The organism is Lelliottia sp. JS-SCA-14 (assembly GCF_035593345.1).
Taxonomy (GTDB): domain Bacteria; phylum Pseudomonadota; class Gammaproteobacteria; order Enterobacterales; family Enterobacteriaceae; genus Enterobacter; species Enterobacter wanjuensis.
Map to the genome: position 1 here is coordinate 4282249 of NZ_CP141606.1, position 22732 is coordinate 4304980.

A 22732-nucleotide genomic window follows, 5' to 3' on the forward strand; every position below is an offset into this window, starting at 1 on the left:
CTCTATCCAGTGTCTTTCGAACGTTCGTCCGAAGTCAGCCGGTTATCATTTCCGCCCGGTCGCTACAATATACACTTCACGTGAACGAGCACGGGAAGAGTCCGGCTTACGAACTTTCACCTTCGCAAACAGGGAGCGAATTTCCTTAAGATACTCCTCGAAACCTTCGCCCTGGAACACCTTCACTACAAAACTACCACCAGGCGCTAGAACATCACGACACATTTCTAACGCAAGTTCAACCAGATACATGGAACGGGGAATATCCACCGCCGGTGTTCCGCACATATTTGGCGCCATATCGGACATGACAACCTGAACTTTACTGTCACCTACACGTTCGAGTAATGCTTTCAGAACTAATTCATCACGAAAATCGCCCTGAAGGAAGTCCACACCGACTATCGGATCCATTGGCAAAAGATCAAGTGCGATGATTCGCCCCTGTCCGCCAATTTGCGTAACAGCATACTGGGACCATCCGCCAGGTGCAGCACCGAGATCAACAATCGTCATTCCCGGCTTAAAGAGTTTGTCACTTTGCTGTATTTCATCAAGTTTAAACCAGGCACGGGAACGTAACCCCTTTTTCTGTGCCTGAAGAACATATTTATCGCTAAAGTGTTCCTGGAGCCAGCGGCTGGAGCTGGCAGAACGCTTTTTACCTGTCATTTAACTTTCCGTCCTGGTTCATCGTAACCTGCCTTTGACGTAAATTTCTACGCAGCTATTTGGCGATATAAGGGAGATGGCGGTAGAATGAACCGTTTTCAATCCCAACGTAAGCAAAAATATACGATGAATCTGAGTACTAAACAAAAACAGCACCTTAAAGGTCTGGCACATCCACTCAAGCCTGTAGTCATGCTTGGCAATAATGGTTTGACCGAAGGGGTGCTTGCCGAGATCGAACAAGCGCTGGAGCACCACGAGCTGATTAAGGTAAAAATTGCCTCTGAAGACAGAGACACCAAAACCCTGATCGTGGAAGCTATCGTGCGCAATACCGGTGCCTGTAATGTACAGGTTATCGGTAAAACGCTGGTGCTCTACCGCCCGACTAAAGAGCGCAAAATCTCGCTGCCACGCTAAGAATATCCCGAATCGAACACTTTTTCAGTGTAAAACGAGGGATTTCCACAAGCAGGTGAGCAAAATGCCACGCTCCTTGAGTTGATAAAAGGCCGCTATGCGGCCTTTTTCCTATCTTTACAATGTATCAACAACTGCGGGGAGATGCGAATTACAGGTACTCGACCTTAATCACTTCGTATTCCACTTCGCCGCCTGGCGTGCGGATCACCACTACATCGTCCTGCTCTTTGCCGATCAGACCACGCGCAATCGGTGAGTTCACGGAGATGAGGTTCTGTTTAAAGTCTGCCTCGTCATCGCCCACAATGCGGTAAGTCTGCTCTTCGTCATTATCCAGGTTCAGCACCGTCACGGTAGAACCAAAAATCACGCGGCCATTGTTCGGGATTTTGCTGATATCGATAACCTGTGCATTCGACAGTTTCGCTTCAATATCTTTGATACGACCTTCGCAGAAGCCTTGCTGTTCGCGCGCGGCGTGATACTCCGCGTTCTCTTTCAGGTCGCCATGCTCACGCGCATCCGCGATAGCGGCGATGATTTCAGGACGGCGAACAGATTTCAGGAAATCCAGTTCTTCGCGCAGTTTTTCGGCACCACGTAAGGTCATCGGAATAGCTTGCATTTGTTATACCTCTTAAACATTCCTGTTGGGAGCGACGGACTCACTCCGACTTCCGGCCTCGCAGGCGTCACAGCCTGTCACAGGTCGGGAGCAAAAGAAAACTGACCCGGAAGCAAAGTTCCAGGTCAGCAGCAATTTTTCAATTTGATGCGTATTTTACCGCGAAGTTCACTATGGGTCATCGTTTACTTTACAGGGCGTTGCACCGTAGTATGACGGTTTGTTTACGGGTTGTTAGCGCGAGATTATGCGATTTTCCAGATTTATCATCGGATTGACTACCAGTGTGGCGTTCACTGTCCAGGCAGCGAATGTTGATGAGTATATTAATCAACTCCCTGCTGGCGCTAACCTTGCGCTGATGGTGCAAAAAGTGGGTGCCCAGGCGCCGGAGATTGATTATCACAGCCAGCAGATGGCACTCCCCGCCAGTACACAGAAAGTGATAACGGCTCTGGCTGCGCTATTGCAGCTGGGACCAGACTTCCGCTTCACCACGACGCTGGAGAGTAAAGGCAGCGTGGATGGTGGCGTCCTGAAAGGGGATTTAATCGCCCGTTTTGGCGGCGATCCAACCTTTAAGCGCCAGGATATCCGCAACATGGTCGCGGTGCTGAAAAAATCCGGCGTGCAGAGAATCGACGGCAACGTGCTGATCGATACCTCCATTTTTGCCAGCCACGATAAAGCGCCAGGCTGGCCGTGGAACGACATGACCCAGTGCTTCAGCGCCCCGCCCGCTGCCGCGATTGTCGACCGCAACTGCTTCTCTGTCTCGCTCTACAGCGCGCCGAAGGCCGATGATTTAGCCTTTATCCGCGTGGCGTCCTATTACCCGGTGACGATGTTCAGCCAGGTCCGCACGCTGGCGAAAGGTTCGCCCGATGCGCAATATTGTGAGCTGGACGTGGTGCCAGGCGATCTGAACCACTTCACCCTGACCGGATGTCTGACCCAGCGCGCCGATCCGCTGCCGCTGGCGTTTGCCATCCAGGACGGGGCAAGCTACGCCGGTGCCATCCTGAAAGATGAGTTAAAACAAGCCAATATCAGCTATTCTGGTACGCTGCTGCGCCAGACGCAGGCCAATGAGCCCGGAACGGTGATTGCCAGCAAACAGTCTGCGCCCCTGCACGATCTGCTTAAGATTATGCTGAAAAAGTCCGACAACATGATTGCCGATACGGTGTTCCGCATGATTGGTCATGCCCGTTTTGGTGTGCCTGGTACCTGGCGCGCTGGCTCTGATGCCGTCCGCCAGATCCTGCGCCAGCAGGCGGGGATCGACCTTGGTAACACTATTGCGGTCGATGGTTCCGGCCTTTCGCGCCATAATTTGATCTCGCCTGCAACAATGATGCAGGTTCTTCAGTACATTGCGCAGCACGACACTGAGCTAAACTTCATCTCAATGCTCCCGCTGGCGGGTTACGATGGCTCTCTGCAGTATCGCGCTGGCCTTCACGCCGCGGGCGTAGACGGCAAGGTTTCCGCCAAAACAGGTTCACTGCAGGGCGTATACAACCTTGCGGGCTTTATTACGACGGCCAGCGGTCAACGCATGGCATTTGTGCAGTATCTCTCCGGCTATGCCGTCGAACCGAGCGACCAGCGCAATCGCCGTATCCCTCTGGTGCGTTTCGAAAGCAGGCTCTACAAGGACATCTACCAGAATAACTAGCGATGAAATTACTCATTGTGGAAGACGACCTGTTATTACAGGAAGGGCTGGCGCTGGCGCTAGCCAACGAAGGATACGCGCTAGATTGTGCCGCCACCGCGGCAGAGGCTGACTCGCTGATTCAAAGCGGCGAGTACAGTCTGGTGATCCTGGATTTAGGGCTGCCCGATAAAGACGGCGCGACCCTGCTCACCCAGTGGCGCCGCCGTGGCGTCGAGAACCCGGTGCTGATCCTGACGGCGCGAGACGCTCTGGAAGACAGAATTAATGGTCTGGACTCCGGTGCCGATGACTATCTGGTCAAACCCTTTGCCCTGGCGGAGCTCCAGGCTCGCGTTCGTGCGTTGATTCGCCGCTATCAGGGCCACAGCGACAATCTGGTCACGGATGGCGATCTGACGCTGAATCTGCAAACGCAGCAGGTGTTGCGAAATGCCGAGCCCGTGGAAGTCACGCCGAAAGAGTTTGCCCTGCTGACGCGCCTGATTATGCGTACCGGGCAGACGGTTCACCGCGAAACACTCCAGCAGGATATCTACTCCTGGCAGGATGATCCGGGCTCAAACACCCTTGAAGTACATATTCACAATCTGCGGCGCAAGCTTGGCAAAGACCGTATCAAAACCGTTCGCGGCGTAGGCTATCGCCTGGAGAGTCAAAAATGAACAGCATGCGTCGGCGATTAATGGTTTTGCTGGCGGTCATTCTGTTATTTTTCCAGCTGATTAGCGTGGTCTGGCTGTGGCATGAAAGCCGCGAGCAGATCGGCTTTCTGGTGAGCGAGACGTTATCCGCCAAAGCGCGTAACCAGCACGTAGAGAAAGAGATCCGCGAAGCTATCGCCTCGCTGCTGGTGCCTTCCCTGGTGATGGTCGGTTTTACCCTGCTCTTCTCCTTCTGGGCCATCACCTGGATTACACGCCCGCTCAACAAACTTCGCGACAGCCTTGCCAATCGCTCGGCGGATAATCTCACCCCTCTGCCTGTTTATTCCGATATGGAAGAGATCGGCGCGGTCACGACCTCTCTGAACCAGCTTCTTGCCCGTCTGGACCACACCATCCAGCAGGAGCGATTATTCACCGCTGACGCGGCCCATGAGCTGCGTACACCGCTGGCCGGTATTCGACTCCATCTGGAACTGATGGTCCAGTCAGGCTCACCGCAGGCTGCGACGTTGATTAATCGTATCGATCAGCTGATGCACACGGTTGAACAGCTGCTGATGCTGGCGCGAGCGGGCCAGGCACTGGCGAGCGGCCATTATGATACGGTCAACTGGACAGATCATATTATCGCGCCGCTGGCACTGGAGCATGAGGCGAAAGATCACCGCATCATCTGGCCCGAGCATAGCTCGCTGACCGTTCAGGGAGACTCGGTTCTGTTGCGTCTGATGCTGCGTAATTTACTGGAGAATGCGGCGCGCTATAGCCCGGCAGGAACGACCATCGAAGTGGCGTTAACCGAGCACGAAGAAGGAAGCCAGGTCAGTGTCATCGATCAGGGACCGGGCATTGATGAAGCGCATCGGCATTCGATTACCGAGCCGTTCCGTCGTCTCGACCAGCGCTATGGCGGGAGTGGTTTAGGGCTGAGTATCGTTCAGCGCATCGTGCAACTGCATCGTGGCAACCTGACGCTGGATAATGCGCCTGAGGGCGGGTTAATCGCCAGCTGTTGGCTGCCGTCAAAATTGAGTTAAAAAAAAGCCCCCTATCGGGGGCTTCTAAGCGGATTAGTGCTTGTAGATGAATTCGACACCTTCTTCGTCGTCTTCGTCCCAGTCATCATCCCAGTCTTCGTCATCTTCGACGTCAACTTCTTGTTCTTCGAGCTGCTGGCGATGATAGTCATCCCACATGAACTCAACTTTCTCAGGCCCTTTCACTTCTTCTGCCTGAGCAATTGGGTTCTCAATGATAAACGTCATCACATCCCAGCAGAGATCTTTCACGCCCATCTGGCTTGCCGCAGAGATCAGGTAGTATTTCTCTTCCCAACCCATCGCTTCAGCAATGGCTTTCGCCCTGGCTTCTGCTTCGGCTTTGTCCATCAGGTCGATCTTGTTGAAGACCAGCCAGCGTGGCTTAGCGGCCAGCTTATCGCTGTATTTTTCCAGCTCGCCGATGATGACGCGCGCATTCTCAACCGGATCAGAGCCGTCGATCGGATCGATGTCGATGAGATGCAGCAGGACGCGGCAGCGCTCGAGGTGTTTCAGGAAGCGAATACCCAGACCCGCACCTTCAGCTGCACCCGCAATCAGACCCGGGATGTCAGCGACCACAAAGCTCTTTTCGTTATCCATACGGACAACGCCGAGGCTTGGCACCAGCGTGGTGAACGGATAATCCGCCACTTTTGGTTTCGCCGCAGAAACGGCACGGATGAAGGTAGATTTACCGGCGTTTGGCATACCCAGCATACCCACGTCCGCCAGCAGCATCAGTTCCAGCTGCAGATCGCGTTTATCGCCCGGCGTACCCATCGTTTTCTGACGCGGAGTGCGGTTCACGGAAGATTTGAAACGGCTGTTACCCAGACCGTGCCAACCGCCTTTAGCCACCATCAGACGCTGACCGTGTTTGGTCATGTCACCCATGGTTTCGCCCGTACCCTGATCGATAACGCGCGTACCGACTGGCACTTTAATCGTGACATCTTTACCGCGTTTACCGGTACAGTCGCGGCTCTGACCATTCTGACCACGCTCAGCGCGGAAAGATTTTTCGAAACGGTAGTCGATCAGCGTGTTGAGGTTTTCATCCGCCTCTAACCACACGTCACCACCATCTCCACCGTCGCCGCCGTCTGGGCCGCCACGAGGAATGTATTTTTCACGGCGGAAGCTCACGCAACCATTACCGCCATCACCTGCAACAACCAGGATCGTTGCTTCATCAACAAACTTCATCTTACTCTCCGTAAATCATTCGCCTGAGCGGGGGACAACTACAACCGCTTCACTTTTGCGCCAACGTCCCCAAAGACGATGACCAATGGCGGAATACATCGCGCCCGCAACCACGACAAACGCACCGAGATAACCCAACAGGTTTAACATCGGTTTGACGAAGAAATCGGGCCAGGCCATTGATAACAAATCTGAAAATAACAGCGTAAACAGCGGCGTAAGCGTAATCAATGCGCTCACTTGTGCTGCCTGCCAACGCGCCATCGCTTCGGCCAGCGCGCCATAACCGACCAGCGTGTTAAGCCCACAAAAAATGAGGCACGCCAGTTGCCAGTCGCTCAGTTGGGTGATCACACCCGGTTTCGCTAACGGCAGTAGTGCTATCGTACACAAAGTGTACAGCAAAAAGAGGATCTGCTGTGAGGCAAGTCTGCGCAATAACACCTTTTGCGCGACGCCGTAGCTCACCCAGACCGTTGCTGCCCCGACGCCAAAAATCACACCCCAGGTGTAATCCGTCAGTCGGGTAAAGATCTCAATCAGGCTGGTGTTAAAGAACATCACCAGACCACACAGCAACATGATTGCCCCGATGACCTGCGTGCCCCGCATCTTTTCCTTAAGGATAAAGACGCTGGCCACCATCATGCCAACCGGTGAAAGCTGGCCAATCACCTGGGACGCGGTAGGACTCAAATATTGCAAGGAAGAGCTGAACAGAATGAAGTTACCGAACAGACCGCCCGTCGCAATAGCCAGAAGCACCAGCCATCGTGGCTTACGGAAAATCCGCAGCGGCGGCAGTTTGCCTTTTATCGCCAGAATCGCGCCAAGGCCGATACTGGCCATCAGAAAGCGATAAAACACCACCGTAGGCGGTTCCATCACTTCCAGGACCTGCTTCATTGCAATTGGCAACGCCCCCCAGCACACCGCTGTCGTGAGTGCCAAAAGAATGCCGATGCCAGCCTGCTGTTTCATGCCCGTTTTCCCTGCAGAAAATTTTCCGGGTTTTCAATGTAAAAAGCCCCGCAACACGTTGCGGGGCTTTAATCCGTTACCGGACCACGAAAAACTTACTCAGCAACGATGCTGATGTATTTACGGTTGTTCGGGCCTTTAACTTCAAATTTCACTTTACCGTCTGCTTTAGCAAACAGAGTGTGGTCACGACCGCAACCTACGTTGTTGCCAGCGTGGAATTTGGTACCACGTTGACGAACGATGATGCTACCCGCCAGAACAGATTCGCCACCGAAACGCTTAACGCCAAGACGTTTAGCTTCTGAGTCGCGACCGTTACGAGTTGAGCCGCCAGCCTTTTTATGTGCCATTTAAATCTCTCCTCAGGTCTTAGGCGCTGATGCCAGTAATTTTCACATCAGTGAACCACTGACGGTGGCCCTGCTGCTTACGGTAGTGTTTACGACGACGAAACTTAACGATTTTAACTTTCTCGCCACGACCATGAGCAACAACTTCAGCTTTAATCACGCCGCCATCAACGAAAGGAACGCCGATTTTGACTTCTTCACCGTTTGCGATCATCAGAACTTCAGCGAACTCAACAGCTTCGCCAGTTGCGATGTCCAGCTTTTCCAGGCGAATGGTCTGACCTTCGCTTACTCGGTGTTGTTTACCACCACTTTGGAAAACCGCGTACATATAGAACTCCGCTTCCGCGCACATCCTCGTGTGATTCAGAGTGCGCTATAAATATTCACAATAGGGCGCGAATATTACGCAAAACGCGAGCCTTTGACAAGTGCTACCATCAATACATGAAGAAAAAAAACACAACGCGTACGCTAACGTTTATCTGAGCCGTTTTTTCAGTACAATCAGCAATACTATTGATAAACCGAAACCTTCATTAGCCCAGTTGTCATGCGCTAAACAGAATAAGAAGCCCGGCTTTTGCGATGAATTTAGAAAAAATCAACGAGTTAACCGCGCAAGATATGGCGGGTGTGAATGCAGCAATCCTGGAGCAACTCAACTCTGATGTTCAACTCATCAATCAGTTGGGTTATTACATTGTCAGTGGCGGCGGGAAACGCATCCGCCCGATGATCGCCATCCTGGCGGCGAGAGCCGTTGGCTATCAGGGAAATGATCACGTCAATATTGCGGCCCTGATTGAGTTTATCCACACAGCCACGCTGCTTCATGACGACGTGGTGGATGAATCCGATATGCGTCGCGGTAAAGCCACCGCGAACGCGGCCTTTGGCAACGCGGCAAGCGTCCTGGTGGGCGATTTTATCTATACCCGCGCCTTCCAGATGATGACTCGCCTCGGCTCGCTCAAAGTGCTGGAAGTGATGTCAGAGGCGGTCAACGTGATTGCTGAAGGCGAAGTCCTGCAGTTGATGAACGTCAACGACCCGGACATCACTGAAGAAAACTACATGCGTGTCATCTACAGCAAGACCGCGCGCCTGTTTGAAGCCGCGGCTCAGTGCTCCGGAATTCTCGCGGGCTGTACTGAGGCGCAAGAGCGTGGTCTGCAGGATTATGGCCGCTACCTTGGCACTGCGTTCCAGCTGATCGACGATCTGCTCGACTACAGCGCCGATGGCGAAACGCTGGGCAAAAACGTCGGTGACGACCTGAACGAAGGCAAACCGACCCTGCCGCTGCTGCACGCAATGCGTAACGGCACACCGGACCAGGCGAAGCTGATCCGCGAAGCCATCGAACAAGGAAACGGTCGACACCTTCTGGAACCCGTACTGGAAACAATGGCAATCTGTGGATCCCTCGACTGGACGCGTCAGCGTGCGGAAGAAGAAGCGGATAAAGCGATTGCCGCCATTCAGGTTATCCCAGACAGCCCATGGCGTGACGCGCTTATCGGGCTCGCCCACATCGCCGTTCAGCGCGATCGTTAAGCCTCACACGCTCTCCCCGTGGCCTCACGGGGAGATTCCAAAAAGCTCCAATAAAGCATCTATTCCTGTTAGATAATCGGCTTACAGGCCGCGTGAATAAAGCCCTGTTATATTCTGAATATTGCATCCTGTTATTCGAACTTTTTAGAACCGATGTTCGAAGAAGGTATAATCGCCACCGTCAGTTCCGCCGACATGACGTGGACGCATTTAAACCAAAGGACAGCATATGGATAAGCAGTTTATCGACTGGCATTCGGCCGACATTATTGCGGCATTGCGTAAAAGAGGGACATCGCTGGCAGCCGAATCACGGCGCAGTGGATTAAGTTCATCAACGCTGGCAAACGCGTTAACCCGCCCCTGGCCGAAAGGTGAATTAATCATCGCCAACGCGCTGGAAACACAGCCCTGGATAATCTGGCCCTCGCGTTACCACGATCCCATTACGCACGAATTTATCGACAGAACGCGCATGATGCGCCAGAAAGTGCAGGAAAAAGAGCGCCAGAACTGACGCTTTTTACAGACAGGAACAGCAACCCCCCGGTCAAACTGGCAGGGGGCTGCCGGAACGATTACTCGCCCTTCACGCGCTCGATATTGGCACCCAGCGCACGCAGTTTGTCTTCAATACGTTCGTAGCCACGATCGATGTGGTAGATACGATCCACAATCGTTGTGCCTTCCGCGATACAACCCGCCAGCACCAGGCTCGCAGACGCACGCAGATCCGTCGCCATCACCTGCGCACCAGACAGTGTTTCCACGCCGTGGCAAATGACCGTGTTGCTTTCGATTTCCGCATGCGCGCCCATACGGATCAGTTCCGGGACGTGCATAAAGCGGTTTTCGAAGATGGTTTCAGTGATAAAGCCTGTCCCTTCCGCTACCAGGTTCAGCAGCGTGAATTGCGCCTGCATATCCGTCGGGAAAGCCGGGTGTGGTGCGGTACGCACGTTCACCGCTTTCGGACGCTTACCGTGCATATCGAGGCTAATCCAGTCTTCACCGACTTCGATGTCGGCACCTGCATCACGCAGTTTCGCCAGAACCGCATCCAGCGTATCCGGCTGGGCGTTACGGCACATGATTTTGCCGCCAGAAATAGCTGCCGCCACCAGGAAAGTACCGGTTTCGATACGGTCTGGCAGAACGCGGTAGACACCGCCACCCAGGCGCTCAACGCCTTCGATGGTAATACGATCGGTGCCCTGGCCGGTGATTTTCGCACCCAGCGCAACGAGGAAGTTCGCGGTATCGACGATTTCCGGCTCACGCGCGGCGTTTTCGATAACGGTGGTGCCTTCTGCCAGCGTTGCCGCTGACATGATGGTCACGGTCGCGCCTACGCTCACTTTGTCCATCACAATGTGCGCGCCTTTCAGGCGGCCATTGACGGAGGCTTTCACGTAACCTTCTTCCAGCTTAATGTCCGCGCCCAGCTTTTCGAGGCCGAAGATGTGCAGGTCAACCGGACGCGCACCGATGGCGCAGCCACCCGGCAGAGAAACCTGACCCTGACCAAAACGCGCCACCAGCGGGCCAAGCGCCCAGATGGAGGCACGCATGGTTTTCACCAGGTCATAGGGTGCGGAGAAGTTGTTTACCTTGCTGGCATCGATCCATACGGAACCGTTACGTTCCACTTTGGTGCCCAGTTGAGTGAGCAACTTCATGGTGGTGTCGATATCTTTCAGTTTCGGTACGTTCTGGATTTCTACCGGCTCTTCCGCCAGCAGTGCGGCGAAGAGGATCGGCAGCGCGGCGTTTTTCGCGCCGGAAATTGTGACTTCGCCCTGGAGACGCGTAGGCCCCTGTACACGAAATTTGTCCATGAATATGCTCTCTTATGAATTCAACCGTGCTGCGGGCTAAACACCCTCAGCTCAAAAACCGTTTAACTTGCGATCGCGTTCCCACTCTTGCGGGGTATAGGCTTTGATCGACAGAGCATGGATGCGGTTATCCGCAATGTATTCCATCAGCGGCGCGTAGACAGCCTGCTGTTTCTTCACACGGCTCATGCCGTCGAAAAATTCACCCACAGCAATAACCTGAAAGTGACTGCCATCGCCAGTGACGTGGACTTCCTGAAGGGAGAGTGCGTTCATCAGCACTGTCTGGATTTCATGATTTTCCATGGGTTCTACATCATCGGGTAGTGAAACAAGCCCAACATCTTAGAGCAAAGTGGCGCAGGCTTAAACAGGCAAAAAGCCCCGACGTTGAAACAGTCGAGGCTTTCAGAAGTAACGCACTGAAAATATTAGCGAGGCAATACGTCTTCAGGCAGATTATAGAGCTGCACCAGCGTAAGCACCTTTTCGCTGACGCCGCTTAGCGCGACCGCAGCTCCCTGCTTTTTGCCTTCCGCCACCAGATGAACCAGCAGGGCCACGCCTGCCGTATCCACTCGCGTGACGTTGCTTAAATCGATCAGCGCCACGCCCTGCATAGCTTCATGACGCGCATCCCAGAGCGGATTCAGCAGATCCTGGTCGAGCTCACCTGACAACATTAGCTTGTCGCCTTCACGCGCCCAGTTGAATTGCTGTGTCATTACTTTTTCTCGTCCAGAGAAATTTTCTGGCTGGAGATCGATTTCAGCTGTGCGGTCAGGCCATCAATGCCTTTGGTGCGCAGCAGGTCGCTCCACTCGTTCTGCTTGGTGGTGATCATGCTCACCCCTTCGGCGATCATGTCATACGCCTGCCAGTGGCCGGTCTGGGTGTTTTTACGCCACTGGAAATCCAGACGAACCGGAGGACGGCCGTTCGGATCGAGAATCGTCACGCGGATTGGCACGATAGTCGCGTCGCCCAGCGGCTGTTCCGGGGCAATCTGATAGGTCTGGCCGTGGTACATCGCCAGCGCCTGGCCGTAAGCCTGTTTCAGGTATTCACGGAAAGCGGCGAAGTAAGCATCACGCTGCGCAGGAGTCGCGTCTTTGTAGTAACGACCCAGCACCAGTGCACCCGCGTATTTCACCTGCACATACGGCAGCAGTTCCTGATCGACCACGTCACGCAGGTAATCCGGATTGGCACGAATTTTAGGCTGCTCATTTTTCAGGCGGTCAAAAGTCTTCTGCGCCGCTTCGTCCATCAGTTTGTAGGGGTTGCTCTGATCCGCAGCGACAGCTGAGGTCAACGGGGCAATCACCAGCATGGCAACCATTAACAGTCGTTTAATCATGAATTACTTCTCCTGAGATGAATTCGTCGCACCAGGGGCCGGTGCGGCGTCAGTTGGGCCTTCACTCTGTGCAGAGGACTCGTCAGATTTCTTGTCATCCCCTTTACCGCTGTAAAGGAACTGACCAATCATATCTTCCAGCACCATGGCTGACTTCGTATCCTGAATCACGCCGCCGTCTTTAAGAATAGACGTTCCCAGTTCCGGGTCTTCAAAGCCGACGTTCAGCGCCAGATATTGCTCACCCAGCAGACCTGAGGTGCGGATAGACAGCGAACTGGTGTCCGGGATGTGGTTGTAACGCTCTTCGATATCCATCTCCACGCGCGGCAGATAGGTTTTTTCATCGAGTGTAATGTCCGAGACGCGGCCAATCACCACGCCGCCGATGCGCACCGGAGAACGCGCCTTCAGACCACCGATATTATCGAAGGTCGCATAGAGACGATAAGTGGGTTCAGTCCGAATGGAGGTGATATCCGCCGCCCGGAGGCAGATAAACAGCGCCGCCAGCAGCGCCAGCAACAGGAACACACCTACCCAAATTTCACTTTTTCTTGTTTGCATGAACTCAATTCCCAAACATCAGTGCGGTGAGCACAAAATCCAGGCCAAGGACGGCCAGCGACGAATGAACCACAGTGCGCGTAGTCGCGCGACTGATGCCCTCAGAAGTCGGTATCGCGTCATACCCATTGAACAACGCAATCCAGGTCACAGTGATAGCAAATGCCACGCTCTTAATCAGGCAGTTCACCAGGTCCATTCGCAGATCGACAGCATCCTGCATCGCGGACCAGAAGAAACCTCCATCAATGCCCTTCCACTGAACGCCCACCAACGAACCGCCCCAGATGCCTACCGCCACAAAGAGGATGGTCAGCAGCGGCAGAGAGATAACTCCCGCCCAGAAGCGCGGCGCGATAACGCGACGCAGCGGATCGACGGCCATCATCTCCATACTGGAGAGCTGCTCCGTCGCGCGCATCAGGCCAATTTCGGCGGTCAACGCAGATCCCGCGCGCCCGGCAAACAGCAACGCCGCCACCACCGGACCCAGCTCGCGCAACAGCGAAAGCGCCACCAGCATTCCGAGACTGGTCTCCGCACTGTAGGTGGTCAGTACAAGATAGCCCTGCAGACCCAGCACCATGCCGATAAACAGACCCGACACGATGATAATCAGCATCGACAACACGCCGACATTATAGAGCTGACGTACCAGCAGCGGGGAGTGCTTGCGAAATTCCGGCTTACCCACCAGCGCATTGAATAACATCAACCCGGCACGCCCGAACGTCCTGATGGTTTTTATGCCACGGTGTCCAAGGGCGGCCAACGCATTTAACAGCATCAGCGGCTTAACTCCCTATTCCCAGTAAATCGTGATGATAGTCACCCGCCGGATAGCGGAACGGTACAGGACCATCCGCAATACCGTCGAGGAACTGGCGAACGCGCGGGTCGCTGTTGTTCTGCAACGCCTGTGCACCACCGTGGGCGACGATTTTTTTGTCCGCCACAATGTAGGCGTAATCCGCGATACTCAGTACTTCCGGCACATCGTGGGAGACCACAATACATGTGACACCCAGCGTGCTGTTCAGTTCTGAAATGAGCTTCACCAGCACGCCCATAGTAATAGGATCCTGGCCGACGAAGGGTTCGTCGAACATGATTAAGTCCGGTTCCAGAGCAATGGCGCGCGCCAGCGCAGCACGACGCGCCATGCCGCCGGAAAGTTCTGACGGCATCAGTTTGGCGGCACCGCGCAGGCCCACCGCTTCGAGCTTCATCATCACCGTCGTTTTCAGGAGTTCCGGGGGTAAACGGGTATGCTCGCGCAGCGGATAAGCCACGTTGTCAAAGACATTCATGTCGGTGAATAACGCGCCCGACTGAAACAGCATGCTCATGCGTTTGCGAACGGTATACAGGCGTGAGCGCGACATCTCCGGCACGTTTTCACCGTCGAAGAGAATCTCGCCGCGGTCCGGCGGGATCTGTCCGCCGATCAGACGCAACAGCGTGGTTTTGCCGATGCCGGAGGGCCCCATGATCGCCGTGATCTTGCCCCGCGGCACCGTCAATGTGATGTCTTCAAATATCAATCGGTTTCCGCGCGAGAAGCTGACGTCGCGGACATCGACTAAATTCGCCGTCGTTTGGCTCATTGAACGTTCCTTTCTTTCCCCATCAAGGTTAAGCATGGCGCTTAATTCAGCCTTAAACCCGACATTTTTACAGATAATTATCCGCGCAGGTTAGCGAAAGCTGGCATTTGTTTTACTTTTCCGGCGCATAAAGTCAAAATTAGGAATTCGTTACGTCTACAGACTGCATGCGGCGCCAGAGATTCTTTCTCAGTGGACCGGCGAGTATACCTGAATAAAGGATTTTTGATGCTTTTAGCAACGGCACTGTTAATAATTGGTTTACTGTTGGTGGTCTACAGTGCTGACCGTTTGGTTTTTGCCGCATCCATCCTTTGCAGACTCTTCGGCATACCACCGCTGATTATTGGCATGACGGTCGTCAGCGTCGGGACATCGCTCCCGGAAATTATTGTCTCTGTGTCCGCATCGCTCCATGGTCAGGTTGATCTCGCCATCGGCACGGCGATCGGCTCGAATATCGTCAACATTTTATTGATCCTCGGCCTTGCCGCGCTGCTGCATCCATTTCGCGTGGATTCTGATGTTCTGCGCCGCGAATTGCCGCTAATGTTAATTGTCAGCCTGCTGGCGGGCTATGTGCTTTATGATGGTCAGCTCACCTTCGACGACGGTATTTTACTGCTGGCGCTGGCGATCATCTGGCTGCTCTATATTGTTAAAATCGCCCGACTGGCGGAAAAACAGGGTAACGACAGCCTGACGCGGGAACAGGTGGCCGAACTGCCGCGCGAAGGCACCCTGCCCGTTGCGCTACTGTGGCTCGGGGTGGCGCTGATTATTATGCCGATGGCCACCCGAATGGTGGTCGATAACGCCACGGTGCTGGCCAACTACTTCGCCATCAGTGAACTGACCATTGGCCTGACCGTGATTGCGATAGGCACCAGTTTGCCAGAACTGGCGACGGCGATTGCGGGCGCACGTAAAGGCGAAGGTGATATTGCGATTGGCAATATCATTGGCTCGAATATCTTCAACATCGCTATCGTCATGGGTTTACCCGCACTGATTGCGCCAGGGGCATTTAATCCGCTGGCCTTCTCCCGCGATTACGGAGTGATGCTGTTAGTCAGCGTGATTTTCGCCCTGCTCTGCTGGCGGCGAAAACAGCAGATAGGCAAAGGGGCTGGCGCCTTGCTGACGGGTGGTTTTATCGTATGGATGGCGATGCTGTACTGGCTGTCGCCTCTTCTCTCTGGGTAAACGGAAACGCATTATGTCGCACATAGAATTGCAGCCGGGTTTTGACTTTCAGAAAGCAGGCAAACAAGTTCTGGAGATAGAACGTGAAGGTCTGGCGCAGTTAGATCAATATATTAATCAGGATTTTACCCATGCGTGCGAGAGAATAGCCTCCTGCGCCGGTAAAGTCGTGGTGATGGGGATGGGCAAATCGGGCCACATTGGCCGTAAAATGGCCGCGACCTTCGCCAGCACCGGAACATCGTCATTCTTCGTGCATCCGGGTGAAGCCGCCCACGGTGACCTCGGGATGGTCACACCGCAGGACGTGGTTATTGCCCTGTCCAACTCCGGTGAATCGAACGAAATTCTGGCACTGATCCCGGTGTTGAAGCGTCTGCACGTTCCCCTGATTTGCATGACCAGCCGCCCGGAGAGCAGCATGGCGCGCGCGGCGGACATTCACCTGTGCGTGAAAGTCCCGAAAGAGGCCTGCCCACTCGGCCTGGCGCCCACCTCCAGCACCACTGCGGCGCTGGTGATGGGCGATGCCCTCGCCGTCGCACTGCTCGAAGCGCGCGGGTTTACCCCGGAAGATTTCGCCCTCTCTCACCCGGGCGGCGCGCTGGGACGTAAACTTCTGCTGCGCGTGAATGATATTATGCACACGGGCGATGAAATTCCCCACGTCAGTAAAGATGCCTCGCTGCGCGATGCGCTGCTGGAAATCACCCGGAAAAATCTTGGCATGACCGTCATCTGTGATGACCTGATGAAGATCGAAGGGATCTTCACCGACGGGGATTTACGTCGCGTGTTTGATATGGGCGTCGACGTACGCACGCTGGGCATCAAAGATGTGATGACACCGGGCGGAATTCGGGTGCGTCCGGGTACGCTGGCGGTCGAAGTGTTGAACCTGATGCAGTCCCGTCATATTACCTCAGCCATGGTTGCCGATGGCGACCAACTGCTGGGTGTGGTACATATGCATGATCTTCTGCGCGCAGGCGTAGTGTAATGAAGGATAAGACAATGAGTAATGCGGGTGCATCCCTTGCAACCTGTTATGGCCCGGTCAGTACCCAAATGATGGCGCAGGCGGAGAAAATCCGTCTGCTGATTCTGGACGTCGATGGCGTGCTGTCCGATGGCTTGATTTTTATGGGCAATAACGGCGAAGAGCTGAAGGCCTTTAACGTCCGCGACGGCTATGGAATTCGCTGCGCGATCACATCCGGCATCGAAGTTGCTATCATCACCGGACGTAAGGCTAAACTGGTAGAAGATCGCTGCGAAACATTAGGCATTACCCATTTGTATCAGGGACAATCCGACAAGATGGTCGCGTTCCGGGATTTGCTGGCGAAACTGGCCATTGCCCCTGAAAACGTCGCCTATGTGGGAGATGATCTGATCGACTGGCCGGTGATGGCGGAAGTGGGATTGAGTATCGCCGTGGCGGATGCGCATCCTCTGCTAATCCCGCGCGCGGATTATGTCACCCGGATCAACGGCGGCCGTGGTGCCGTTCGTGAAGTCTGCGATCTGTTATTGCTGGCACAGGGCAAGCTTGATGAGGCCAAAGGGCAATCGATATGAGTAAAACCAGACGTTGGGTTATCATTCTGCTTTCACTGGCCGTGCTGGTTCTGATTGGCGTGAATCTCGCTGATAAAGACGATACGCCGAATGAAGTGGTCAATACCAGCGAACCAACCTACAAAAGCGATCACAGCGACACGGTGGTTTATAGCCCTGAAGGGGCGCTCAACTATCGCCTGATTGCGCAGCATGTAGAGTATTTTTCCGATGATGGCATCTCGTGGTTTACCCAACCGGTGATGACCACATTTGATACCAACAAAATTCCGACGTGGTCGATTAAATCTGACAGAGCAAAATTGACGAATGACCGTATGCTTTATCTGTATGGTCATGTTGAAGTCAACGCCCTGACGCCAGATTCTCAACTGCGCAAAATTACTACGGATAATGCCCAGATCAACCTGGTCACCCAGGATGTCACGTCGCAGGATCTGGTGACGTTATACGGCACAACATTTAATTCCAGCGGTCTGAGAATGCGCGGGAACTTACGCAGCAAAAACGCCGAGCTGATTGAAAAGGTTAGAACCTCCTATGAAATTCAAAACAAACAAACTCAGCCTTAAAGTTATCATTGCCAGCGCGCTGCTGGCCGCCAGCCTCCCCGCGCTTGCTGTAACGGGCGACACCGAGCAGCCGATTCATATCGAATCTGACACTCAGTCGCTTGATATGCAGGGTAACGTCGTGACCTTCACCGGCAACGTGGTCATGACCCAGGGCACGATCAAAATCAACGCCGATAAAGTGGTTGTCACCCGTCCGGGCGGCGAACAGGGCAAAGAGATTATTGATGGCTACGGCAATCCGGCCACCTTCTACCAGATGCAGGATAACGGCAAGCCGGTAAAAGGCCGCGCGTCTCATATGCATTATGAGCTGGCGAAAGATCTCGTCATCCTGACCGGCAATGCCTATCTGGAACAGCTGGATAGCAACATCACCGGCGATAAGATCACTTACCTCGTGAAAGAGCAGAAAATGCAAGCTTTCAGCGAAAAAGGTAAGCGCGTCACCACCGTTCTGGTTCCTTCTCAGCTGCAGGACAAGAACAAAGCTCAGGCCCCGGCACAGAAAAAGAGTAACTAATTCGTTATGGCAACATTAACTGCAAAGAACCTCGCCAAAGCCTATAAAGGCCGCCGCGTCGTGGAAGATGTCAGTCTGACCGTGAACTCCGGTGAAATCGTGGGCCTGCTCGGCCCAAACGGTGCGGGCAAAACCACCACTTTTTACATGGTCGTCGGCATTGTTCCGCGCGATGCGGGCAACATCATCATTGATGATGAAGACATCAGCCTGCTGCCGCTGCATGCCCGCGCGCGCCGTGGGATTGGCTATCTGCCGCAGGAAGCGTCGATTTTCCGCCGCCTGAGCGTCTTCGACAACCTGATGGCGGTCCTGCAAATCCGTGATGATTTGACCTCCGAACAGCGTCAGGATCGCGCCAACGAGCTGATGGAAGAGTTCCACATCGAACATCTGCGCGACAGTCTGGGTCAGGCCCTCTCCGGTGGTGAACGCCGCCGCGTGGAAATCGCCCGCGCCCTTGCAGCGAATCCGAAATTTATCCTGCTGGATGAACCTTTTGCGGGCGTTGACCCGATCTCCGTCATCGACATCAAGCGAATTATCGAACATCTGCGCGACAGCGGCCTCGGTGTGCTCATTACTGACCACAACGTACGTGAAACGCTGGCGGTTTGTGAACGCGCTTATATCGTCAGCCAGGGCCATTTAATCGCCCACGGCACGCCACTTGAGATCCTCGAAGACGAGCATGTGAAGCGCGTGTACCTTGGGGAAGACTTCAGACTCTGATAGGGTAGAGGTTAAGTCACGCCAAAGCGGGGAAAAACGCTCTGAACATGAAGCAAGGTTTGCAATTAAGGCTCAGCCAGCAACTGGCGATGACGCCACAGCTACAACAGGCGATCCGTCTGTTGCAGCTGTCCACGTTAGAACTTCAGCAGGAACTCCAGCAAGCGCTGGATAGCAATCCACTGCTGGAGCAAACCGATCTTCATGACGAGGTAGATACCCAGGAAAAGCAGGACACCGAATCCCTTGATACGGCAGACGCACTCGAACAAAAAGAGATGCCCGACGAGCTCCCGCTCGATGCCAGTTGGGATGAGATCTACACCGCCGGAACGCCTTCCGGCACGCGTGCAGACTACCAGGACGACGAGTTACCCGTCTATCAGGGTGAAACCACCCAGTCGCTGCAGGATTATCTGATGTGGCAGGTGGAGCTCACGCCGTTCACCGAAACCGATCGCGCGATTGCCACCTCCATTGTCGATGCCGTGGATGACACCGGCTATTTGACCGTCTCGCTGGAAGATATTCTGGAGAGCGTCGGCAACGGCGATATCGATCTCGATGAGATCGAAGCGGTGCTCAAGCGCATCCAGCGCTTTGATCCGGTCGGTGTCGCAGCGAAAGATCTGCGCGATTGTCTGTTGATCCAGCTCTCCCAGTTCGCCAAAGAGACGCCGTGGATCGACGAAGCGCGGCTGATCATCAGCGAGCATTTAGATCTGCTGGCGAATCACGACTTCCGCTCCCTGATGCGCATCACGCGTCTGAAAGAAGATGTGCTGAAAGAGGCGGTGAATCTGATTCAGTCCCTCGATCCGCGCCCCGGACAGTCGATCCAGACCGGCGAACCCGAGTATGTGATCCCTGACGTGCTGGTGCGCAAACACAATGGCCGCTGGACCGTTGAACTCAATTCCGACAGCATTCCTCGCCTGCAGATCAACCAGCAATACGCCTCCATGTGCACCAGCGTGCGCAACGATTCCGACAATCAATACATCCGCAGCAATCTTCAGGAAGCGCGATGGCTGATCAAAAGCCTCGAGAGCCGAAATGATACCTTGCTCCGGGTCAGTCGCTGTATTGTCGAGCAGCAGCAGGCGTTTTTCGATCAGGGCGAAGAGTTTATGAAACCGATGGTGCTGGCGGATATCGCCCAGGCCGTCGAGATGCACGAATCGACCATTTCGCGCGTGACTACGCAGAAGTATCTGCACAGCCCGCGCGGTATTTTTGAGCTTAAGTATTTCTTCTCCAGCCATGTGAATACCGAGGGCGGCGGCGAAGCCTCGTCGACGGCCATTCGTGCTCTGGTGAAGAAGTTGATCGCCGCGGAAAACCCCGCGAAGCCACTGAGTGACAGTAAGTTAACCACCATGCTGTCCGATCAGGGTATTATGGTGGCACGTCGTACTGTTGCGAAGTATCGAGAGTCTTTATCCATTCCGCCGTCTAACCAGCGTAAACAACTGGTTTGACACAACCGATAAGGAAGACACTATGCAGCTCAACATCACAGGACACAACGTCGAGATCACTGAAGCCCTGCGCGATTTTGTGAATACCAAATTCGCCAAGCTGGAGCAGTATTTCGAGAGGATCAACCAGGTCTACATTGTGTTAAAAGTGGAGAAAGTGACTCATATCTCGGACGCAACCCTGCATATCAACGGGGGCGAAATCCATGCCAGTGCGGAAGGGCAAGACATGTATGCGGCTATCGACGGCTTGATTGACAAGCTGGCACGACAGCTTAATAAACATAAAGATAAACTGAAACAACACTAATTGTCCGGGCAGTTAACGGGTGCAGGGCGGCCTGTTGTGAAACACAACAGGCCATTTGTACAGTTAGCGCTTAGGTGAAATTATGATGAACAACGATTCCTCGCTTCAATTGAGTCATGTCCTTAACCAGGAATGTACCCGCAGTGGCGTTCACTGCCAGAGCAAAAAACGCGCTCTGGAAATCATCAGTGAACTGGCCGCTAAACAGTTAAGCCTGCCACCTCAGGTGGTGTTCGAGGCCATTCTGACCCGTGAAAAAATGGGCAGTACCGGCATCGGCAATGGCATTGCCATTCCACATGGCAAACTGGAAGAAGACACACTACGCGCCGTCGGCGTTTTTGTGCAGCTTGAAACGCCGATCGCTTTTGATGCGATTGATAACCAGCCGGTGGATTTGCTTTTCGCTCTCCTGGTGCCCGCTGACCAGACGAAAACCCATCTGCATACGCTTTCGCTGGTGGCAAAACGTCTGGCGGATAAAACCATTTGCCGCCGTCTGCGCGCAGCCCAAAGTGATGAAGAGCTGTACCAAATTATCACCGAAGCGGAAGGCAATCAGGATGATGCGTAACCAGGAGATGGCCTTCACATCTGCAGTCGTGAGGAGAAACGGAACATGGTGCTGATGATCGTCAGCGGTCGTTCAGGCTCGGGGAAATCCGTGGCCTTGCGCGCCCTTGAAGATATGGGATTTTACTGCGTCGACAACCTTCCGGTGGTGCTGCTGCCTGACCTGGCGCGGACACTCGCGGACCGGCAAATCTCTGCCGCCGTCAGTATCGACGTGCGTAACATGCCGGAATCCCCGGAAATCTTCGAGCAGGCAATGAACAGCCTGCCGGAGAACTTCACACCTCAGCTGCTGTTCCTGGACGCTGACCGTAACACGCTGATCCGTCGCTACAGCGACACCCGCCGTCTGCACCCGCTGTCCAGCAAGAATCTGTCGCTTGAGAGCGCCATCGACGAAGAGAGCGATCTGCTGGAGCCTCTGCGTTCCCGCGCGGATCTGATCGTCGATACCTCCGAGATGTCCGTTCACGAACTGGCAGAGATGCTGCGTACCCGTCTGCTGGGCAAACGCGAGCGTGAGCTGACGATGGTGTTCGAGTCCTTTGGTTTCAAACACGGCATTCCCATCGATGCGGATTATGTCTTCGACGTGCGCTTCCTGCCGAACCCGCACTGGGATCCGAAACTGCGTCCAATGACCGGTCTGGACAAGCCGGTGGCGGCGTTCCTTGACCGGCACACAGAAGTTCACAATTTTATCTACCAGACGCGAAGCTACCTTGAGCTATGGTTACCTATGCTGGAAACCAACAACCGCAGCTACCTGACGGTCGCAATTGGTTGTACCGGCGGTAAACATCGTTCGGTGTATATTGCCGAACAGCTGGCCGATTATTTCCGCTCACGCGGTAAAAACGTTCAGTCTCGTCATCGCACGCTGGAAAAACGTAAAACATGACCGTAAAACATACTGTTGAAATCACCAACAAGCTGGGCATGCACGCCCGCCCGGCTATGAAGCTGTTTGAACTGATGCAAGGGTTTGATGCCGAAGTGCTGCTGCGTAACGACGAAGGCACAGAGGCAGAAGCCAACAGCGTGATTGCGCTGCTGATGCTGGATTCAGCAAAAGGACGTCAGATCGAAGTGGAAGCGACCGGCCCGCAGGAAGTGGAAGCCCTGGCTGCGGTCGTGGCGCTGTTCAACGCTGGATTTGATGAGGACTAA

30 protein-coding genes are annotated in these 22732 nt (G+C 54.2%); 17 read left to right on the forward strand and 13 right to left on the reverse strand.

The genetic code is table 11. The features are described 5' to 3' along the window. Positions 1–45 precede the first annotated feature (45 nt). Complete coding sequence (rlmE, locus tag U9O48_RS19940) at positions 46–672, reverse strand: 23S rRNA (uridine(2552)-2'-O)-methyltransferase RlmE (protein WP_095283562.1); 627 nt, start codon at positions 670–672, stop codon at positions 46–48. Between the two features lie 126 nt (positions 673–798). Here rlmE and yhbY point away from each other — a divergent pair, with 126 nt between their 5' ends. After that, positions 799–1092, forward strand: a complete 294-nt coding sequence (gene yhbY / locus U9O48_RS19945; protein WP_282491811.1) for a ribosome assembly RNA-binding protein YhbY — start codon at positions 799–801, stop codon at positions 1090–1092. Positions 1093–1243: 151 nt separating this feature from the next. Here yhbY and greA read toward each other — a convergent pair whose 3' ends face one another. Further along, positions 1244–1720, reverse strand: a complete 477-nt coding sequence (gene greA / locus U9O48_RS19950; RefSeq protein WP_282491812.1) for a transcription elongation factor GreA — start codon at positions 1718–1720, stop codon at positions 1244–1246. A gap of 247 nt (positions 1721–1967) precedes the next feature. Here greA and dacB point away from each other — a divergent pair, with 247 nt between their 5' ends. Genes dacB through pmrB form a run of 3 tightly spaced genes read left to right on the forward strand, consistent with a single transcriptional unit; the run spans position 1968 to position 5106 of the window. Continuing rightward, on the forward strand, positions 1968–3401 hold the full coding sequence (dacB, locus tag U9O48_RS19955) for a serine-type D-Ala-D-Ala carboxypeptidase (RefSeq protein WP_324723077.1): 1434 nt from the start codon (positions 1968–1970) through the stop codon (positions 3399–3401). Between the two features lie 2 nt (positions 3402–3403). Beyond that, entirely contained in the window at positions 3404–4066 is a 663-nt protein-coding gene (gene pmrA / locus U9O48_RS19960; protein WP_285148140.1) for a two-component system response regulator PmrA, read from the forward strand. Continuing rightward, positions 4063–5106 (forward strand): two-component system sensor histidine kinase PmrB, encoded by a 1044-nt coding sequence (pmrB, locus tag U9O48_RS19965; protein WP_324723078.1) that lies wholly within the window; start codon positions 4063–4065, stop codon positions 5104–5106. The genes pmrA and pmrB overlap by 4 nt, the downstream gene beginning before the upstream one ends. 33 nt (positions 5107–5139) lie before the next feature. On the opposite strand, the gene cgtA is transcribed toward pmrB, so the two are convergent. From cgtA to rplU, 4 genes are all read right to left on the reverse strand, one after another. After that, complete coding sequence (cgtA, locus tag U9O48_RS19970; RefSeq protein ID WP_285148136.1) at positions 5140–6318, reverse strand: Obg family GTPase CgtA; 1179 nt, start codon at positions 6316–6318, stop codon at positions 5140–5142. A gap of 15 nt (positions 6319–6333) precedes the next feature. Further along, the gene (locus U9O48_RS19975) at positions 6334–7299 is read right to left on the reverse strand and encodes a DMT family transporter (protein WP_285145822.1); all 966 of its coding nucleotides are present in this window, start codon (positions 7297–7299) and stop codon (positions 6334–6336) included. 95 nt (positions 7300–7394) lie between these two features. Continuing rightward, on the reverse strand, positions 7395–7652 hold the full coding sequence (gene rpmA, locus U9O48_RS19980; protein WP_004385076.1) for a 50S ribosomal protein L27: 258 nt from the start codon (positions 7650–7652) through the stop codon (positions 7395–7397). Between the two features lie 19 nt (positions 7653–7671). Continuing rightward, positions 7672–7983 (reverse strand): 50S ribosomal protein L21, encoded by a 312-nt coding sequence (rplU, locus tag U9O48_RS19985; RefSeq protein ID WP_095284390.1) that lies wholly within the window; start codon positions 7981–7983, stop codon positions 7672–7674. A gap of 257 nt (positions 7984–8240) precedes the next feature. On the opposite strand from rplU, the gene ispB reads away from it, so the two are divergent. Both ispB and sfsB read left to right on the forward strand, forming a co-directional pair. Further along, on the forward strand, positions 8241–9212 hold the full coding sequence (gene ispB, locus U9O48_RS19990; RefSeq protein ID WP_282491818.1) for an octaprenyl diphosphate synthase: 972 nt from the start codon (positions 8241–8243) through the stop codon (positions 9210–9212). Between the two features lie 229 nt (positions 9213–9441). Beyond that, complete coding sequence (sfsB, locus tag U9O48_RS19995) at positions 9442–9729, forward strand: DNA-binding transcriptional regulator SfsB (RefSeq protein WP_282491819.1); 288 nt, start codon at positions 9442–9444, stop codon at positions 9727–9729. 61 nt (positions 9730–9790) lie between these two features. On the opposite strand, the gene murA is transcribed toward sfsB, so the two are convergent. From murA to mlaF, 7 genes are all read right to left on the reverse strand, one after another. After that, positions 9791–11050, reverse strand: coding sequence for a UDP-N-acetylglucosamine 1-carboxyvinyltransferase (gene murA, locus U9O48_RS20000; protein WP_282491820.1), 1260 nt, complete (start codon positions 11048–11050; stop codon positions 9791–9793). A 51-nt stretch (positions 11051–11101) separates the two neighbouring features. Continuing rightward, positions 11102–11356: a BolA family iron metabolism protein IbaG gene (gene ibaG / locus U9O48_RS20005; protein WP_282491821.1), complete on the reverse strand. Its 255-nt coding sequence runs from the start codon at positions 11354–11356 to the stop codon at positions 11102–11104. A 125-nt stretch (positions 11357–11481) separates the two neighbouring features. Continuing rightward, complete coding sequence (mlaB, locus tag U9O48_RS20010) at positions 11482–11775, reverse strand: lipid asymmetry maintenance protein MlaB (protein ID WP_324723079.1); 294 nt, start codon at positions 11773–11775, stop codon at positions 11482–11484. Continuing rightward, positions 11775–12410, reverse strand: coding sequence for a phospholipid-binding protein MlaC (gene mlaC / locus U9O48_RS20015; protein ID WP_282491823.1), 636 nt, complete (start codon positions 12408–12410; stop codon positions 11775–11777). The genes mlaB and mlaC overlap by 1 nt, the downstream gene beginning before the upstream one ends. A 3-nt stretch (positions 12411–12413) precedes the next feature. After that, positions 12414–12977: an outer membrane lipid asymmetry maintenance protein MlaD gene (mlaD, locus tag U9O48_RS20020; protein WP_282491824.1), complete on the reverse strand. Its 564-nt coding sequence runs from the start codon at positions 12975–12977 to the stop codon at positions 12414–12416. Between the two features lie 4 nt (positions 12978–12981). Continuing rightward, positions 12982–13764 (reverse strand): lipid asymmetry maintenance ABC transporter permease subunit MlaE, encoded by a 783-nt coding sequence (gene mlaE, locus U9O48_RS20025; protein WP_282491825.1) that lies wholly within the window; start codon positions 13762–13764, stop codon positions 12982–12984. A 7-nt stretch (positions 13765–13771) separates the two neighbouring features. Continuing rightward, positions 13772–14584, reverse strand: coding sequence for a phospholipid ABC transporter ATP-binding protein MlaF (mlaF, locus tag U9O48_RS20030; protein ID WP_282491826.1), 813 nt, complete (start codon positions 14582–14584; stop codon positions 13772–13774). Between the two features lie 228 nt (positions 14585–14812). Here mlaF and U9O48_RS20035 point away from each other — a divergent pair, with 228 nt between their 5' ends. The 11 genes from U9O48_RS20035 to npr all read left to right on the forward strand — a co-directional run bounded on the left by U9O48_RS20035 (position 14813) and on the right by npr (position 22732). Beyond that, a complete protein-coding gene (locus tag U9O48_RS20035) occupies positions 14813–15790 on the forward strand; it encodes a calcium/sodium antiporter (protein WP_282491827.1) in 978 nt (325 codons plus the stop codon). A gap of 13 nt (positions 15791–15803) precedes the next feature. Continuing rightward, entirely contained in the window at positions 15804–16790 is a 987-nt protein-coding gene (gene kdsD / locus U9O48_RS20040) for an arabinose-5-phosphate isomerase KdsD (protein WP_282491828.1), read from the forward strand. A gap of 14 nt (positions 16791–16804) precedes the next feature. Further along, entirely contained in the window at positions 16805–17371 is a 567-nt protein-coding gene (gene kdsC, locus U9O48_RS20045; protein WP_095283580.1) for a 3-deoxy-manno-octulosonate-8-phosphatase KdsC, read from the forward strand. Further along, a complete protein-coding gene (gene lptC, locus U9O48_RS20050) occupies positions 17368–17943 on the forward strand; it encodes an LPS export ABC transporter periplasmic protein LptC (RefSeq protein WP_285145827.1) in 576 nt (191 codons plus the stop codon). Before kdsC ends, lptC begins: the two co-directional genes overlap by 4 nt. After that, the gene (lptA, locus tag U9O48_RS20055; RefSeq protein WP_282491830.1) at positions 17912–18466 is read left to right on the forward strand and encodes a lipopolysaccharide ABC transporter substrate-binding protein LptA; all 555 of its coding nucleotides are present in this window, start codon (positions 17912–17914) and stop codon (positions 18464–18466) included. Before lptC ends, lptA begins: the two co-directional genes overlap by 32 nt. Positions 18467–18472: 6 nt before the next feature. Further along, entirely contained in the window at positions 18473–19198 is a 726-nt protein-coding gene (lptB, locus tag U9O48_RS20060; protein ID WP_059177326.1) for an LPS export ABC transporter ATP-binding protein, read from the forward strand. Positions 19199–19245: 47 nt separating this feature from the next. Continuing rightward, complete coding sequence (gene rpoN, locus U9O48_RS20065; RefSeq protein WP_285148132.1) at positions 19246–20679, forward strand: RNA polymerase factor sigma-54; 1434 nt, start codon at positions 19246–19248, stop codon at positions 20677–20679. A gap of 22 nt (positions 20680–20701) precedes the next feature. Further along, complete coding sequence (hpf, locus tag U9O48_RS20070) at positions 20702–20989, forward strand: ribosome hibernation promoting factor (RefSeq protein ID WP_095283584.1); 288 nt, start codon at positions 20702–20704, stop codon at positions 20987–20989. Between the two features lie 82 nt (positions 20990–21071). After that, the gene (ptsN, locus tag U9O48_RS20075) at positions 21072–21563 is read left to right on the forward strand and encodes a PTS IIA-like nitrogen regulatory protein PtsN (RefSeq protein ID WP_282491832.1); all 492 of its coding nucleotides are present in this window, start codon (positions 21072–21074) and stop codon (positions 21561–21563) included. Positions 21564–21608: 45 nt separating this feature from the next. Next, on the forward strand, positions 21609–22463 hold the full coding sequence (gene rapZ, locus U9O48_RS20080; protein ID WP_095283586.1) for an RNase adapter RapZ: 855 nt from the start codon (positions 21609–21611) through the stop codon (positions 22461–22463). Beyond that, the gene (gene npr, locus U9O48_RS20085; RefSeq protein ID WP_095283587.1) at positions 22460–22732 is read left to right on the forward strand and encodes a PTS phosphocarrier protein NPr; all 273 of its coding nucleotides are present in this window, start codon (positions 22460–22462) and stop codon (positions 22730–22732) included. The genes rapZ and npr overlap by 4 nt, the downstream gene beginning before the upstream one ends.